The organism is Methylobacterium sp. BE186 (assembly GCF_031457035.1).
Classification (GTDB): Bacteria; Pseudomonadota; Alphaproteobacteria; order Rhizobiales; family Beijerinckiaceae; genus Methylobacterium; species Methylobacterium segetis.
Window position 1 is genome coordinate 1 of sequence record NZ_JAVDVV010000047.1, and the last position, 16,539, is coordinate 16,539.

At 66.5% G+C, this 16,539-nt stretch carries 12 protein-coding genes and 3 pseudogenes; 3 read left to right on the forward strand and 12 right to left on the reverse strand.

What is annotated here, in order from left to right:
• The 10 genes and pseudogenes from J2X36_RS25965 to J2X36_RS26010 all read right to left on the reverse strand — a co-directional run.
• Positions 1-401, reverse strand: a pseudogene (locus tag J2X36_RS25965) (hypothetical protein); the annotation flags it as partial.
• 1,415 nt (positions 402-1,816) lie between these two features.
• Positions 1,817-4,924 (reverse strand): efflux RND transporter permease subunit, encoded by a 3,108-nt coding sequence (locus J2X36_RS25970; protein ID WP_310355005.1) that lies wholly within the window; start codon positions 4,922-4,924, stop codon positions 1,817-1,819.
• Positions 4,921-6,126, reverse strand: coding sequence for an efflux RND transporter periplasmic adaptor subunit (locus J2X36_RS25975; RefSeq protein WP_310355007.1), 1,206 nt, complete (start codon positions 6,124-6,126; stop codon positions 4,921-4,923). Before J2X36_RS25975 ends, J2X36_RS25970 begins: the two co-directional genes overlap by 4 nt.
• 20 nt (positions 6,127-6,146) lie before the next feature.
• Positions 6,147-7,460: a 5-aminolevulinate synthase gene (hemA, locus tag J2X36_RS25980; protein WP_405029865.1), complete on the reverse strand. Its 1,314-nt coding sequence runs from the start codon at positions 7,458-7,460 to the stop codon at positions 6,147-6,149.
• 926 nt (positions 7,461-8,386) lie between these two features.
• Positions 8,387-8,872 carry a ribosome hibernation-promoting factor, HPF/YfiA family gene (hpf, locus tag J2X36_RS25985; protein ID WP_310355018.1) on the reverse strand — a complete coding sequence of 162 codons (486 nt, stop codon included), beginning with the start codon at positions 8,870-8,872 and terminating at the stop codon, positions 8,387-8,389.
• A 302-nt stretch (positions 8,873-9,174) separates the two neighbouring features.
• On the reverse strand, positions 9,175-9,921 hold the full coding sequence (locus tag J2X36_RS25990) for an NADH dehydrogenase ubiquinone Fe-S protein 4 (RefSeq protein ID WP_310355020.1): 747 nt from the start codon (positions 9,919-9,921) through the stop codon (positions 9,175-9,177).
• Positions 9,922-9,947: 26 nt separating this feature from the next.
• The gene (locus J2X36_RS25995) at positions 9,948-10,130 is read right to left on the reverse strand and encodes a hypothetical protein (protein ID WP_310355023.1); all 183 of its coding nucleotides are present in this window, start codon (positions 10,128-10,130) and stop codon (positions 9,948-9,950) included.
• Between the two features lie 176 nt (positions 10,131-10,306).
• A complete protein-coding gene (locus J2X36_RS26000) occupies positions 10,307-10,732 on the reverse strand; it encodes a hypothetical protein (protein WP_310355025.1) in 426 nt (141 codons plus the stop codon).
• Positions 10,733-10,850: 118 nt separating this feature from the next.
• Positions 10,851-11,375, reverse strand: coding sequence for an Hsp20/alpha crystallin family protein (locus J2X36_RS26005; protein WP_310355026.1), 525 nt, complete (start codon positions 11,373-11,375; stop codon positions 10,851-10,853).
• A gap of 96 nt (positions 11,376-11,471) precedes the next feature.
• Positions 11,472-11,954: an Hsp20 family protein gene (locus tag J2X36_RS26010; RefSeq protein ID WP_310355027.1), complete on the reverse strand. Its 483-nt coding sequence runs from the start codon at positions 11,952-11,954 to the stop codon at positions 11,472-11,474.
• A 136-nt stretch (positions 11,955-12,090) separates the two neighbouring features.
• On the opposite strand from J2X36_RS26010, the pseudogene J2X36_RS26015 reads away from it, so the two are divergent.
• Positions 12,091-12,513 (forward strand): annotated as a pseudogene (locus tag J2X36_RS26015) (HD-GYP domain-containing protein); the annotation flags it as partial.
• A 142-nt stretch (positions 12,514-12,655) separates the two neighbouring features.
• The gene (locus tag J2X36_RS26960; protein WP_405029864.1) at positions 12,656-12,916 is read left to right on the forward strand and encodes a TadE/TadG family type IV pilus assembly protein; all 261 of its coding nucleotides are present in this window, start codon (positions 12,656-12,658) and stop codon (positions 12,914-12,916) included.
• A gap of 89 nt (positions 12,917-13,005) precedes the next feature.
• Here the strand turns inward: J2X36_RS26960 and J2X36_RS26025 are convergent, their stop codons facing one another.
• On the reverse strand, positions 13,006-14,664 hold the full coding sequence (locus tag J2X36_RS26025; RefSeq protein ID WP_310355031.1) for a methyl-accepting chemotaxis protein: 1,659 nt from the start codon (positions 14,662-14,664) through the stop codon (positions 13,006-13,008).
• Positions 14,665-14,736: 72 nt separating this feature from the next.
• On the reverse strand, positions 14,737-15,714 hold the full coding sequence (locus tag J2X36_RS26030; RefSeq protein WP_310355033.1) for a cytochrome c peroxidase: 978 nt from the start codon (positions 15,712-15,714) through the stop codon (positions 14,737-14,739).
• A 623-nt stretch (positions 15,715-16,337) separates the two neighbouring features.
• Here J2X36_RS26030 and J2X36_RS26035 point away from each other — a divergent pair.
• Positions 16,338-16,539 (forward strand): annotated as a pseudogene (locus tag J2X36_RS26035) (deaminase); the annotation flags it as partial.

Genomic DNA, 16,539 nt, shown 5'->3' on the forward strand with positions numbered 1-16,539 from the left:
TGCCCGAAGATCGCGACGACACGCCCCGGATAAGGCGAGAAGATCGGTGTCGCCCTGTACTCGTCGACGCTGATCTTCCCTTCGGTGACAATCTCTTCATAGAAGAAACTGTGCTCCACACTCGCCGTCGTGAGCGTTGCGAGTTGCCGCTCCGTGAGCGCGAAGTCCCGCCGAGAAGGCTGAACGAGGGCCGCGGGCGCGGCGATCAGTGCCGTCGACGGGGCCGCTGTCGCTCCGGTCGAGCGCTGATACCAGACTGTCCCGCCCACACCGGCTAGGAGCACCAAGACGATCAGGACCTGGAGCCAGGGCTTCAGGACAATGGGTCTGCCGTTCCGGCCATGCGCATCGCTCATCGGCGTCGCACCCATAGAAAAGCGCTCGATCGCTTGGGCCAGCATCGATCGCTTCCCAACACTAACGCACAGAAGGCAAATCTGCTTCAAAATGCCCAGAGTTCATCACCAAGTCCGTACAGGCGTCGAGGTAAGAAACGCTCTTGGCAGAAACTGTCGGTGGGCTTCGCGATCACCAGCGGCTTAGTTCGGTTCAGCAGTTCACGGGATCTCGCGATGCGTTTGCGTGAGGGCTTAATCAGCCAGGCTGTTGAATAGCGTGTCCACCGCCTCAGTCGATGCGCCGATCGGCCCTGGATCATGAAGCATCCCTGGCGGAGCGCAGCGAGATTGCCGTTCGCGTAGTTGCTCGTATCGTGACCCTGATGGGCGGTCGCGAGTACGGCTCGTGTCATGAGGGCTGGCTAGATCAGCCAACCTTGCAGACAGGTGGCAAGCTCAACGCTCGCTTCTGAGCATTTTTGCCTATGACGGCTGGCATGCCGGCGGCGCATCGTCGAGATAAGCAATGAATGCAAAGGCATAATTTCTAGTCTAATACCATTTTTTGCAGCTTGTTTGCCTTAGGGTAAATATTGTACGTATAATATCTGATTTGTACTGATATTTTTTGGGACTGCATGTGGCTTCTGATGAATAGATAGCAGTGTAGATGCGAACACCCTCAGAGTGTGCTGGGTGCCGCAGATGTCATCGTGCGAGTTGCTGGCGTGCTCCGGATTGAAGCGCGGGCAGTGACCCAGAGGCTTTGCCTGTGCGAGCGGCAGAGATCAGCCTCGAGCGGTGACGCTGAAGACACACTCGGAAGCAGGAGGCTTAACAACGCCGCCAATCGCACATTCCAGCATGACGGCCGGGTGCTCAGTGGACCTCCCCTCTGAGCAAAACATGGAGGTCAGGCCGTGCGAAACATTACCATGATCATCGGCGCACTTGCGCTGGCCACCGCCGCGTTCTGGTCGGTGATTCTGACTAGCCCACCGACTTCACATGCGGCGATGGTCTCCCCTCCTGCCCAAGGAGAGACCTCGACAGCTGACCATTGCGTCCCGTTCAGCGTATGCCCGTAGGGGAATGAAGGGGCATTTTGCAACGACACAGGTCATTGATTGGGATCGACGGCTGTTCTCAGTCGTCATCCCCCTCTGCCGGCAGCTTCAGCGGGTTCCACTGCGACTCGCTGAACACGCGTCGAGGATCACGTCGAGACCGCGATCGAGGCGCAGGACGGCACGACGCTCAAGCTCAAGGCAAAGCCGGAACAGCTCGACGCCCTGGCCGGCGGCCTAGGAGGCATCCTCGACGCAGACGATAGCGAAGCGGCCTGACGCGTCCGCCCGAGCAACCCGCTGGCCTCCGAGCGTTCGGCGTGTTGCTCGGAGAGCGAATCAGCGATGCGATTAGTCTGGCCGAGGGCTCGGCCCAAAATGCCGATTCGTCAGAGGCGCGGCTCGAATCCGTCAGCCATCGGCCGAGGGGGACACGCTTCTGGACGGGCGGAGTGCGACCGCGCGTTGGACGAGCCCCGCAAGCGAGTCCGCTGCCCCCTGAATGCATAGAAACAGGACCGGCGTCACGTACAGGGTGAGCATCTGCGACAGGAGCAACCCCCCGACAACCGCGATCCCGAGGGGCTGGCGCATCTCTGGACTGGCACCGAAGCCGTAGGCCAGCGGCAGGGCACCGACGATGGCGACGAGGCTCGTCATAACGATCGGCCGGAAACGCTGCAGGGAAGCTTCCCGGATGGCTGCGGCGGGTGCCTCACCCGCCTGGAGGCGCGTCAGGGCGACGTCGACCACCATGATCGCGTTCTTCTTTACGACACCGATCAGCAGCAGGATCCCGATCATGCCCGTCAGGTCGAGGCTCAGCCCGGCCCAGGCGAGGGCGAGCAGCGCGCCGCAGGCGGCCGCCGGCAGCCCCGCCAGGATCGTCAGGGGATGGGACAGGCTCTCGTAGAGAACGCCCAGGATCACGTAGACCGCGAGCAGGGCCGCGAGAACGAGCAGTCCCTGGCTGCCGGCGCTCTCCTGGAAGGTGCGGGCGGTGCCGAGGAAGGTGACCGTCACGGAGGCGGGCAGCTCGGCTTCCGCACGGAGCGCCTCGATGCGTGAGACGGCCTCACCGAGGGAGACGCCCCGCGCCAGGTCAAACGAGACGGTGACACCGGGAAAGAGCCCGATCTGGTTGACGGACTGGAGGCCGAGGCCGGGCTCAGCCCGCGCGAAGGCCGAGAGCGGCACGAGCGCACCGCCGGCCGCGCGCAGACGGATCGCGTCGAGGTCCGCGGGTTGGCCGTTTCGCGAGCTCGCGAACTCGATGAGGACTGGGTGGATGTCCGAGCCCGTCTGGATTGTCGCGACCTGGCGCGGCCCGAAGCCGAGATTGAGCGCGGAGCGGAGCTGATCGGTCCCGATGCCGAGGAGGCGGGCCTTGTCGCGGTCGATCCGAAGGGTGACCTGAGGGACAGCGTCTCGCAGGTCTGTAGTGACGCCGACGAAGTGCGGATCCCGGCTCATCGCCGCGGCAAGGTGGTTCGACCAGCGGCCGATCTCCTCGAGGTCCGGCCCCTGCACGGCAAACTGGTACTGGCTGCGCCCCTGCCGACCGCCGCGCAGAGTCTGGTAGGGCGTCACGAGGCTCGCGATGCCGGGGATGGCGTCTAGGCTTCGTCGCAGGTCCGCCAGGACGGTGTCGAGGCCCGCGCGCTCCGGCCTCGGCTTCAGCTCCACGAAGACGCGCGCCTGGTTCACGCCCCCACCATTGCCCGCCGGCCCTCCGATGCTGGAGACCACGTGGGCGACGTAGGGCGCGGCGCGCAGCACCGCATCCACTCGTGCCTGGAGGGCGGCCATCGCCGGGAAGGCGATGTCGGGCCGCGCCTCGGTCGAGACCGTGACGAGACTCAGATCCTCCTGCGGGAAGAACCCCCGCGGGATCGTCCGCGCCAGCGCGCCTGTCCCGCCGAGGGTCGCGAGGAACAGGAGGACGACAAGAGCCCGGTGACGCAGCGACCAATCCAGGCTCCGGCCGTAGAGCGCGAGCACCCGCGCGAAGGCGCGCCGCGCTCCGGTGTCCCGTGGTTGAGCACAGCCGGGTAGCAGGCCGGCAAGCGCCGGCGTCAGGGTCAGCGAGATGAGGGCCGACAGCGCCAGCGCGACGCAGACGGTGACGGCAAATTCGTGGAAGATCCGCCCCACGATCCCGTCCATGAACAGGACGGGGATGAAGGCCGCGATCAGTGACACGGTCACCGAGACGATGGTGAAGCCCATCTCGCGAGCTCCGCGCAACGCCGCCTCAACCGGGCGAAGGCCGGACTCGCGGTGATGCTGGAAACCCTCCAGCATGACGATCGCATCATCAACCACGAGCCCGACCGAGAGGGTGAGCGCCAGCAGCGTGATCGCATTGAGCGAGTACCCGAGGAGCAGCATCGCCCCGAAGGTCCCGGCGACCGACAGCGGCACGGTGAGGCCCGCGATCAGGGTGGTGCCGAGCCCGCCGCCGAAGAGATGGATCACCAGAACCACGAGCACGCTCGTGGCGACGAGCGTCGTCAGCACGTCGGCGACGCCCTCGCGGATCCCGACCGAATGGTCGGTAACGATGGTGAGGGCGGCTTCACTGCCGAGGTCGGCCCAGAGCCGCGGCAGCATCCGCCGCACCGCGTCCGAGACCGCAACTGCGCTTGAGCCCGCCTCGCGATGGACGGCGAGGACGACGGCCGGCTCGCCATCGAGCCAGCTCCCCGACTGGTCGTCCTCTACCGAATCCAAAACGCTGGCCACCTCGCCGAGGCGCAAGGGCCGGCCGGCCCGTGTCGCCACGATCAGGTCCCGGAAGCCGGCGGCGTCCTCGAACTGGGTGGCTGCGCTCAGCGCCGCCCGACGCTCGCCGTCGATCAGGGTGCCGACGGCCGTCTGGGCGTTTGCGGCGCGGATTGCCTGCTCGACGGCGTCCGGGCCGAGGTCACGGCCGAGCAGCGCCCGTGGATCGAGGCGGACGCGTACGGCCCGTTTCTGGCTCCCGTGCAGCACGGCCTGCCCGACGCCCGGCACCCCGGTCAAGGCAGGCAACAGGATGGTTCGAGCCATGCCGTCGAGCCGGGCTAGAGGCAGGCTCCGGCTCGTCAGCGCGACGAGGAGGACGGGCGCATCAGCCGGATTGAACTTTCGGTAGGTCGGCGCGGTCGGCATCTCCGCCGGCAGGTGGCGCTGGGCCCGCGCCAGCGCCGCCTGAACATCCGCGGCGGCTTCGCCAATGTCGCGATGGAGCGCGAATTCCAGAGTAATGGCACTGGTGCCGGTGGTGTTCGCCGCGCTCATCGTCTGCAGGGATGGGATCGCCGCGAACTCGCGGATAAGCGGGGTGGCGACCGCGCCCGCCATCGTCTCCGGGCTCGCGCCGGGAAGCTGTGCCGAGACGAGGATGACGGGGAAGTCCACGCGGGGCAGTGCCGCGACCGGTAGGAGACGGTAGGAAAGGGCACCCGCGCAGAGGAGCGCAAGCCCTAGCAGGATGGCGGCGACGGGGCGCCGGACGAAAGGGGCCGCGATGTTCATGGCAGAGCCTGGGCACCGGCCGAAGCGATGGCGCGGCTCTCCACTGCGACCGACGCGCCCTCGAATAGGCGCGCCTGTCCCTCCACGACGACGCGCTCGCCCGAGCCGAGGCCGGAGCGGATCACAGCGCGTCCCTCCACCGTCTCGGCGGGCTCGACCGGGCGCCGCGCCGCCGTGCCGTCCGGTCGGACGACGAACACGGCCGTCCCGGCCCGGTCCTGCACGAGGGCGGCGAGGGGCACCGTCACGGCGTCCGAGCCCGCATCGAGCGTGAGGCTCAGGCGCGCATACTGGCCCGGCCAGAGCGCTCCGTCCGCATTCGGCACGCGGGCCTTGACGAGGATCGTGCCGGTCGCTGAATCCACCGCGGAATCGATGAACCGGACCCGGCCCGTCGCCGCTGGGCGATCGGCGTTGCCGAGGAAGACCGCTATGGCGGGGCGCTCGCCGGGTGCCGACATTGCCGCGCGCAGGGCATCGAGGTCGCGCTCCGGGAGCGTGAGGCTTACCTGGAGCGGGCTCATCGGCGTGATGGTGAGGAGCGCCGCGGTCGGGCCTTCCGCCGGTCCGACGAGATCACCGCGGGCATTGCGCACGACGCCAACGCGGCCAGCGATCGGCGCCCGCACCACGGTATAGCCGAGCTTGATCCGCGAGGCCCGGAGCGTTGCCTCGGCGGCGGCGACGGTGGCTGCGGCGGCCCGTGTTTCCGCGGTGAGCTGGTCCACCTGCACCTGAGTCGCGACACTCCGGGCCCGCAATTCGAGGGCCCGGCCGAGGTCCGCCTCCAGACGCGCGAGCGTCGCGCGATCCTTCGCGAGCGCCGCTTCGTCACGGGCGACGACGGCGCGGATCTCGCTGTCGTCGATCCGGAACAGGATGTCGCCCTCCGCGACCGCGCTGCCGTCCTCCACGAGGCGCTCGACGATCTCGCCCTCGATCCGCGCCCTGACCCTGACCGTCGAGACGGGCTCGACCCAGCCCACGACGATCCGGGTGAGCGGTACGCGCTCCACGCGGGCGAACTCGGCGCGCACCGGGATTTCCGGCCCGCGTTTCTGCAATCCGGTGGCTGCGCTCGCCGGCGGGTCGCCGCGAGCGGCGAAGGCTTCCATGCGGGTGGGCAGCCGGCTGCCGTGAAGAAAGGCGCCGCCAGCCAGGACGGCGGCCCCGAGCGAGGCGGCAAGGCGCACCGGTTGCATCGTCGTCGCTCCCAGAGCCGTCAGAGAGAAGGCGCGCGACCGGGGGCGCGCGCGAGACCGAGGGCGGTCCAGATCTCCGCGAGCGCCCGCACCAAGGCCGCGATTTGCGCGTCTGTGTGCAGCGGGGTCGGGGTGATGCGCAGCCGCTCCTGACCCCGCGGCACGGTCGGATAGTTGATCGGCTGGATGTAGATCCCGTGCCGGTCAAGAAGCCGGTCGGCCGCTGCCTTGCAGGCGGCCGCGTCGCGCACGAGGAGCGGCACGATGTGCGTTCCCTTGTCGAGGACCGGAAGGCCCTCTGCGGCGAGAGCCTCCTTCACTGCCGCCACTTGGCGGCGCTGGGCCGAGCGCTCCGCGTCCGAGCCCTTGAGGTGGCGGATCGATGCGCAGGCTGCCGCCGCGGTCGCGGGCGGCAGGGCCGTGGTGAAAATGAAGCCGGGTGCGCAGCTCCGAATCGCGTCGACGATGGGGATGCTCGCCGCGATGTAGCCGCCGACCACGCCGTACGCCTTCGCTAGCGTTCCCTCGAGGATGTCGATGAGACCGGACACGCCCTGCGCCTCGGCGATGCCGGCGCCGCGGGCTCCGTACATCCCGACCGCATGCACCTCGTCGAGATAGGTCATTGCTCCGTAGCGGCGGGCGAGCCGGGTGATCGCGGCGACAGGCGCGACGTCGCCGTCCATCGAGTAGACGCTCTCGAAGATCACAATCTTCGGCCGGTCCTGCGCGGCGCTCAGGATCGACTCGAGATCCGCGAGGTCGTTGTGGCGGAAGATCGCCTTCTCGCAGCCGGACTGGCGGATGCCCTCGATGATCGAGTTGTGGTTGTCCGCGTCCGAGATCATCAGGCAGCCAGGGATCAGCCGCCCGATCGTCGCGAGGCTTGCCTGGTTCGAGACGTAGCCCGAGCTGAAGACGAGGGCCGCCTCCTTGCCGTGCAGATCAGCGAGTTCCGCCTCAAGGGTCACGACGGGGTGGCTGTTGCCCGAGATGTTTCGGGTTCCGCCCGCACCGGCGCCGCTGCGTTGCGCCGCCGAGATCAGCGCCTCGACCACCGCTGGATGCTGGCCCATTCCCAGATAGTCATTCGAGCACCACACCGTGACGGGTCGTACCCCGCCAGGTGCATGCCAGATCGCCTCCGGGAAATGGCCGGCGACCCGCTCGATGTCCACGAAGACCCGGTAGCGGCTCTCCGCGTGGAGTCGGTCGAGTGCCCGGGTGAAATAGGCTCCGTAGGCGAGCGTATCGCGGTCGGACGGTGCCTCGGCGTGCCGCGGCGCCGTCAGCGGCAGGCCCGGCAGGATGTGGGTGGGCGACAGCTCCTCCATCAGGGTCGCCGAGTCGACCCACTTGCCCTCGAAGCGCCGCGCGGTCTGCCAGCCGGTCCGCGCGCAATAGAGCAGGAAGGATTGCCGCTCGGCATCGGGCCAAGCCGTCTCGGCAATGGGCAGAGGTTTCGCGCACTGGCCCGAGCAATTCATGATTCGCCCCATCTGTTGGAGCAGTTTTTAGGATTTATAAACTGAGATCAATTGGGCTGAGCGGCTAATGCATTCGGATCACTAATGCATTAATCCGGATTAGTACAGGTATTAGGTTCAACTTGCCGTGGCTCTTCTTGTATTCGCTGCTCCGGCTGCGCAAGCAGGATCGCGGTGCGGACCGCGCCGCATTTCAGATGATCCGCCGAGTCGGTTCTTAAGACGGTCAGTGCGGCCCAAGCATGTGCTCGGGACGCGGCGGCGAGATTCAGGCTCTAGCCCCATCCGAACACGAGGAGTGTGGTCAGTTGCGCCCCATGTCAGCTCTGTGACAGGGCGCAGACGACCCAGGTAGGCTCACTGGGAGCGTCGACGCCGACGTCAGCCGAATTTATCACGGCAACACAGGAGCCGATGACGTTGACAATCCCTAAATCGGTCCACAGCAATGACCGCTGCAGAGATGCTGCTCCGCTCGCTTGTGTGACGAGAATGGGCGCTATTCGGACGGTCCGCTTCCCGGCGGGTTGCTGACCTCATCTGCTGGCCCGGAACCGGCCTTGCAGGCGAAAGGACGAGGGGCAGGCGAAGGACGCGCGGTTCCAACAGTGAGCCCGGTGCAGGGCTTTCCGGCCCGGGTGGGGACGGCTCCCCTCGGCGACGACCGTCGAGGCCGTCGCCAAGAGATGATCTGCGGCAGAGCGGCCACGGCTCGGGGAGGCCGGCCACGAGAACAGAGTGTCTGCGCCGGCTGCCACCTCGCTGCTCAGCGACTACTCGGCTGCAATCCGATAGGCGTTATCCTGATCGAGTTCGACTGGCGCGGCCTCGCGCACAACCTCCACCAAGTGCGTGATCGCGTGTACGGGCTGGCGAGCGGAAGGAGCCGCCTTGCGGCGGAGAATGGGCCTCTCAGCCAGAGCGATGTCCTTGTCGATCCGCGTTGCCTTGTCCTCCCGCAGCTCGCGCTTGGCTCTGCGAAGCTGCTTGGCGACCTTCTCCAGAGCGGACCGGAATGCGGCATAAGCGTCCTTGAGCTGCGCCTCCCCGCTCATCGTCTTCAGCGTACCGACCTGGATGGTGACTGTGCATTTGTACAGCGGACCTTCCCGGTTGAAGTGGACCGAGCTGGACTCGAGGCGACCGAAATACTTGCGCACAGTCTGAAGAATGCTCGCCCTCGCGTATCGAGGAAGCACGTCGCCCAAATCGACATTCGAGCTCTGAACAAGAATGGATCGAGCTGCATTCTCAAGCATCAAATCCTCCTCGACATGCCAGGTTGGTCAGGAAAGACAAACTGATGAGCGGTCGCCGATGAGATCACACGTGTGACAGCCCAGGCTCTACATTGCACCGGGCGCCTGCCACTGCGGATTCTCAGCCGAATCCAACGTTAAACTTGGCTGGTTTTGAGATCGCTGGTGTTTCAGGTCAATGACTCCAGCGTTGCCGACACGCGTCCTCTGCAGACATGGTCATTCGCCGATCTGTCCCATGAGTGGGCGCAAGTGGTGCCTGCCCGATGACGAAGAGAGACGTTCCGCGATGACCGCCTCGCCTAGGCGGCAAGCGCTTCCACATCCTGCAGCAAGACCGAAGCAGCCGCGGCCGGCGCGAACGGCTTGGGCCGCCACGTCTCGCCGAGGCGCAACAGGGCGACCTTGACCTCATCGAGGCGGGAGGGCTCGCCCTCGATCATGCCTTCCCCGGCCGCGATCTCTTTCAGGTACTCGTCCCAGGCCCAACGCCGGAGGATCTCGCGCTTGCACCCTCGCATCAGGCGCGGATGATCGAGCACGTCTGCGGGTCTGCGGAAGACGGCAGCCGGGTTGACGAAGGCACGCTCGAGATCCGGCAGCTGCGCTCGCTGCACAGCGTGACAACCCTCCTCATCGGATTTGCGGACTGCAGCGCCTAACCCGCGCCCGAACGCAGCCCGAGGGCGTCGAGTCCATTGCCACGGTGGGACCTGCTTCAACGGAGCGATCGGCACAGGATCTGCCTCGACGATGTCGTCGAGACTCTGGCGCTCTGCGTAGGCCACCGCCTGCGCTCGCGTGGCAAAGGTGAGTTGCACCTGCGTTGCGAGCGTGTCGTCACCGCCGGTCCAACCCATCAGGTCGTCGAGTTCGGGTGGGGTGCGCCGCTCGAAGCTCGGGATCCAATCGTCCCCATGCGCGCTCCACGCCGTCTCGACGGGCCGCTTGCGGCGCCTGATGCGCGCGTGGGCACCGGCGAGCTCGTGCGCCGGATTGACCTCCGAAAGCGGGCGATCGTGTCCGATGCCCATCATCTGTTCCTGCACGATGGTCTCCCGATCCAGCGTTGTGATTACGATCCGAAGGCGCCGAGATGCGCGGCGGCCTGCACGCCGAAGCTGGCTGCGAACGAGAGCAGCGCCGCGTCCCAGGCCGTCAGGTGCGGGCTGTCGATAGGCGGCTCGGCCCGCGCGATCGCGAGGCCGAGCCAGACGAAGCCTGCCAGGGACAGCAGGGCAGCGAGGCTGGCCGGCATGCTTGGCATCGGCAGGACCAAGGCTAAACCCAGGCAGAGTGCGACCGAGATGAGCCAATCCGTGAACAGTGCCAGGTTCGCGTCAAGCGACGACCTGACACGGTGAATGCGACGGCGCCACTCCGACCGCCTGCGCCCATCCTTGAGGTGGACAATTGCCATCGCTGCCTCCCACGTCAGTTCAGCACCTGCACGCCTGATGTGCCGCTCCGCGGCGTCCGCCGCGTGAGCACGCGCGGGAAGAGGCGGCTCCGTTTCGGGGCGCCACGATCCGGCGCCGTGTCGGTCGCACCCGTCGCCGCGGTCCCGTCCAGCGCCTGCAGGGCGGCCAACACCTCGTGGAGCGGCACAGGCTCGGCCCGGCAGCCGGACAGGCAGCGCAGGGTCGGGCTGGATTCGACCGCCCGGGCGTCGGAGGCCCAGGACGCCAGGATCGCGCGCTTCTCGGCGCGTGACAGGTGTGGGTAGGTCAGCACCTCGCGCGGGTGACGGAACACGTCGCCCGGCGCGACGAAAGCCTCGAATGGCTCGACGGCCGACGCCCTGAGCGTCGCGGCGGCCATCGGCCCGAGGCGCTCGATGGTTGTCTCGAACTGCTGCATGGGAACCCTCCTCCTGTGAGCAAAGGCTGGGGCGGCCGGCGCCACTGGCTGGTCCCGCCGGCCGCCATGTCATGCGTTCGGTCGTTCCGGTCGCTCCCTGATCGAGGCAGGCGCCCGGTCAGTGAGCCGTCGCCGGCGGCGTGCCGCCGTTGATCGCGATGCGCCGCCCACGCTCCGGCGCCTTGGCCGAGCGCGGGAGCGTCACGCTGAGCACGCCATTCCGGAACGACGCCTCGACACTGTCCTCCTCCACCGCGAACGGGAGGGCCAGGACACGCTCGAAGCGGCCGTAGGAGCGCTCCGTGTAGCCGCGCTCCTTGTCCGTTGTCTCGGCCCGCTTCTCGCCCCGCAGAGTCAGGACCCCGTCGTCGATCGTGAGCTCGACATCCTTCTCCTCGAGGCCGGGCAATTCGGCCGAGACGCGCAGACCCTGCTCGGTCTCGACCATCTCGACGCTCGGCCAGCCGAGACCGCGCGTCGCGAGACCGGGCAGACCGCCTCCGAGGCCCGAGAAGACGTCGTCGAACAGGCGATTCATCTCGCGGTGAAGCGTCAGGAAGGGGCTCACGGGCTCGTCCCGCATCCGGCTCGGCAGGGGAGCATGCGTGCTGCGGCCCCAGGGAATCAGATCTCTCACACTCATGGCTCTCGTCTCCATCAGCATGGTTGAGGGCAAACGGGCTCCCGCGCGGGTCCGTGAACCCGCGTGAGAGCGTCACTCGATTCCAGGCGTTTGACCTCAGGCGGCCTTCGCGTCGCCCTCGATCTGCGCACGCGCATTGTCCTGCCCGACGGCGGCCTGATCACCCCTGATGGCGATGCGGCGGGGCTTGAGCGCCTCCGGCACCTCGCGCTTGAGCTCGACCGTGAGGAGGCCGTTCTCTAGGGAGGCGCCCGTGACCTTCACATGCTCGGCCAAATTGAAGGACTGGCGGAAGGTGCGGGCGGCGATTCCGCGGTGCAGGTACTGGTGCTCGCCGTCCTGTCCCGTCCTCTGGCCGGCGACCAACAGCGCCGTGTCGTGCTGGGTGATCTCGATATCGTCGGCCGTGAACCCGGCGACCGCCATGGTGATGCGGTACTCGTCCTCGGCGACCTTCTCGATGTTGTAGGGCGGCCAGGCGGCGGAGGGCTCGACTCGCTCGGCCTGGGTCAGGAGATCGAACAGCCGGTCGAAGCCGACCGACGAGCGAAACAGGGGCGCAACGTCGTAGGTTCTCATAACCACATCCTCCGATGAGCAACGTGACTACAAGGGACGCCGGACACCGTGTGGCCGGCGCCCATGTCCGCGAGCCAATTTCGGGCCTCGCACGCGCGTAACGCGCAGCGCCGAATGCGGTTCCAGGGCTGTGTGAAAAATCGCAGTACCCGATGCCATCTTGCTGAAACCGGGCCCGCTGACGGAGGCAGAGCGCATCGAGATGGAGCGGCACGCCGAGCGCGGCCAGCGAATCCTGGAGAGGGGCACGTCGCCGATCGTGCACCTCGCCGCCGAGATCGCCGGCACCCACCGCGAGCGCTGGGATTGTACAGAGTATCCGCACGGCCTCGGCGGGGAGGCGATCGCGCTGTCCGGCTGGAGCGTTGCGGTGGCCGACGTGTTCGACGCGCTCACGACCGAGCGCCCCTGTAAGGAGGCGTGGGCGCCGGAGACGGCACGTGCTTTCCTGGCGGAGAAAGCCGGTACCCACTTCGACGTGAAGGTTATCGAGGCCTTCCTGAGCCGCTGGCCAGATGTCGTTGCCCAGGGGGCAGTCGTATCGACTGGAGAAACATAGATTAACTCTCGCTGGAGCCACACGAATACGCCGGCCAGCGCGCAATCGTTAACTGCCATCCTTCTATCATCAGCCGTAAAGGGATCAGAAACCAGGCCGGCAGTCGATACATCATGGTGCTGCGTCGCATTTCGTATAGGCGGTGTCGCTGTCAGGCCGCCGTACAGCGCGCACGCAGCGCCGGGGAGCAGTTCCGGAGAAATCGGCGCGATCGGTCGCCGTCATCTTTGGGCTCAGCGCCACCGTGCTGCTCGGCATGGCGGGTGGCGCCGCAGACTACGCCTGCATCGTCCATCGTCGCAGCCAACTGCAGGTCGCCGTCGACGCCGGCACTCTCGCGGGCGGCAATGCGCTGAAGCTCGCAGCCTCTAACCCAGCCAGCATCGTCGGCCTGACCGAGTAGACGATCCAGGATGCAGTATCGAGTGCGCGCTGCCCTTAAAGAGAACCCGCCCCGTAGAGGGCGGGTTCGAAGCCAGCACGCGCATTGACTCAGGCGGCACGAACGCTCTCGAGGAAACGTGCGACCTGGGCGCCGAGATAGTCCGACTGGCGCGAGAGCTCGGATGCCGAGGTCAGCACTTGAGAGGCGGCCTCACCGGTCTGCTCAGCCGCATCCGCTACACTTGCGATGTTGCTCGTGACCTCACCCGTGCCGGCAGCAGCCTGCGAGACATTGCGCACGATCTCCTGCGTCGCTGCGCCTTGCTCCTCGACAGCCGCGGCGATGTTCGTCGCCACGCCGCTGATCTCCTGAATGCGCTGCGTGATCGCGCCGATGGCTGCTACCGCCTGGCTCGTCGAGCCCTGGATGCGGGAGATCTGACCGGAGATCTCGTCGGTGGCCCTGGCGGTCTGCGTCGCGAGTTCCTTCACCTCGGCGGCAACCACCGCGAAGCCTCGGCCCGCTGCTCCGGCCCGTGCCGCCTCAATGGTGGCATTCAGCGCGAGCAGGTTCGTCTGCCCCGCGATCGCGGTGATGAGGTTCACGACGTCGCCGATCTTGGACACCGCCCCATTCAGCTCCTGCACGAGGGAGGCCGTCTGTGCCGCCTCGTTCACGGCGGCCTGTGCAAGATAAGCCGAGCCATTGGCCTGCCGGCCGATCTCCTGCACGGAGGAGCCGAGTTCCTCGGCGGCAGCCGCCACCGTCCCGACGTTGGATGCAGCCACCTCGGCCGCGCCCGCGACAGCCGTGGAACGGCTGGCCGTCGCGGCGGCCGTGCCGGACATGCTCCGGGCCGTGGCCTGCAATTGAGTGGCAGCCGACGTGACCATGCCGACGATGCCACCCACCGCTGTCTCGAACTGGTCGGCCATCTCACGCATCGCCGCCCTGCGCTGTGCCTCGGCGCCGGCACGCGCGAGGGCGGTTTCCTCCTCCAGCTTGCGGGTGCGGATCAGGTTGTCCTTGAATACCTGCACCGCTGCGAACATCGCACCGATCTCGTCGCCGCGCTTCCGAGCATCAAGGCTCACGGACACATCCCCGGCTGCGAGCCGGCCAGCATCATCGGCAAGCCGCAGGAGGGGCTTCGAGAGGCTCTGCGCGAGCCACACTGCCGCGCCCGCACCGAGCAAGCATATGATTCCGGCGATGCCAAGAATCATCCAGATCTGTGCCGTGAGGGCCGCCCCGGCCTCGGAGATCTGAGACTTGGCTTCGGTTCCAGCGAGCGCCACGGCCTCGTCGAGGCTCTTCCGCAGACGCGTGCTGTGGCGGGCCATCAACTCGACCGTCGGGATCTCGACCGCTGTGCGGATACCAAGAAGGATCTCCGCATCACTCCGCCATCGCTTCGCCTCGTCCTCCGCCTGTCCCGCCAGTTCGCGGATCCGCTTGGAGACAGCAGCGGCCTCGAGGCGCGCGATGCTGGAGGTGACGTCGCCGGCAGCGGTAGCGAACTCGGCGGCGATCGACTTGGGGTCGATGAAGTCCGTCATGGCGAGAACCCGGGCGATCAGCTTCTCGCCGGCCTCGAAACGGTCCCGCGCCGCGCGGCTCGCCTCGTCGGCATCGATCGTCTGCCCCGCGAGCGAGGCGAGCTGCGTGAAGGCCGTGTGGCTGCGCAGGGCAGTCATTGCTGCGAGAGCGCCAGCGAGCACCACGAAGGCAAGCAGGGGTAGCAGGATCTTGGTTCTGATCGACATGCGTAAGTCCACAGCAATCGAGAAGCCGCCTTGTGACAGCGGCCTTGCCTTCCTTCACGGAAAACGAGCGCGTCAGTTCGGCAGGTTCGGCAAGGCCGTCTCTGTCTTGTCGGCCGTGAGCGACTTCAGGAACTCGACGAGGTCCGCGTGCTCCGCCTTGCTCAGAGCGAGCGGCTGCATGAGCGCCGATCTCGAGGGTCTGTCGATGCCGCCAGTCTCGTAGAAGGTGAGGATCGCATCGAGATCGGCGAACTGGCCCGCATGACCGAACGGTGCGCGGTACGTCAGGTTGCGCAGTCCCGGTGTCTTGAAAGCGAATTTCGCTTTCGGGTCATCCGGATCGAACTTGGCGCGGCCGATGTCCTTCGTGGGAATCCCGATGTCGTGAAATTTGTTGTCGGTGAAGTTCCAGCCCGTATGACACCCCGAACAGCCGGCCTTGCCGTCGAAGAGGGCAAAGCCGCGCTGAGCGGCGGGTGAGATGGCGTTCGTATCGCCCTCGACCCAGCGATCGAACGGCGCCCATCCCGACACTACCGTGCGCTCGTAGGTGGCGATTGCCGTCAGAAGGTTGTCCTGTGTGACCCCATCCCGAGGAAACAGCTTGCCGAACCAAGCTTTGTATTCGGGTATTCCCTTCAGCCGCGCCACGATCTCCGGAAACTTTCCGTCCATCTCCACATCGGCCGTGATGGGCCCTTGAGCCTGGGTCTCGAGGTCCGGCGCCCTCCCATCCCAGAACAGGACGGGCAGCCAAGCCGCGTTCAGCACGGTCGGTGCCTTGCGCGGCAGCGGCTTGTTGGTCGCACCGATCGCGCCGGGCACGGGCACTTCGAAGCCGAAGGAGGGATTGTGGCAGCTGGCGCAGCTCATGTGCTGCATGCCGCTCAGACGCGGATCGAAGAACAGCATCTTGCCCAGCGTGGCCATCTGCGGCGAGTACGGGGCATTCGCAGGGAAGGGGATCGTCGTCGGCCGCCGATACTGTGCCTTGTGCCTGTCCAGCGCGTCCTCTGCAGCCGGCACGGACGTGAGAGTGGCACCCAGCATCAGAGCTGATGCTAGGGATTTCGATTTCCACGACATGAGAAGCCGATCGAAAGTTCGCGCACAAGGAAGTTCGCATTGCGGGTGCGATTAGAAATATTGGTTTGCAAGGCTTAAATAACGGTGAATAACGCCCTTAACGCAGGTTAATCGCAAGCATCCGTGAGTCCGATTTGCTTCCACATTCCGACATGCAAGGCCGCGAATTCGTGACATAAGGCACACGAGTTGTGGGGCAGCTCTGCGAAATCATGCGAGCGAGAGCATGATCATGGGCATGACCCGCGCGTTGCTCAGCGTTTTCCGGATACGCTTCAGGGCTGCTTGGCGCATCGGCTGCTCATCCTCGACAGCACCACACAGGTCAGCGCGAGCGTGTCGTGAGGGCCCAGCCCCAGAAAGCCCGTCTCCGAAACGACCGCCCCCTCAGTCCGGCCCGTGAACCGCTCGGCAGACGACGGCGCCGGCTCCGGCAGTTCGGCCAAGCCCAATCGGAGCGAGCGCCGGGCGGCGGCACGGTCACTGAGAGGACCGAGAACCTGCTGATCGAGGACGCTGACATCGCGCTCTTCAAGACGGTCGGCTAGGGCCTCCGTCTTTTCGAGCGTAGGGCGTAGGCTCGTTGCATGGGATTATTGACCTTCAGCATCAACATCACCCTGGACGGCTGCGTCGACCACCAGGAAGGAATCGCTGACGACGAGACGCACGCGTTCTTCACCCGCCTCATGGGCGAGGGCGGGGCGATGCTGTGGGGCCGCATCACTTACGAGATGATGGAAAGCTTCTGGCCAGCGGTCGCTCGCGGCGCCGTGGAGGCACCGCCGG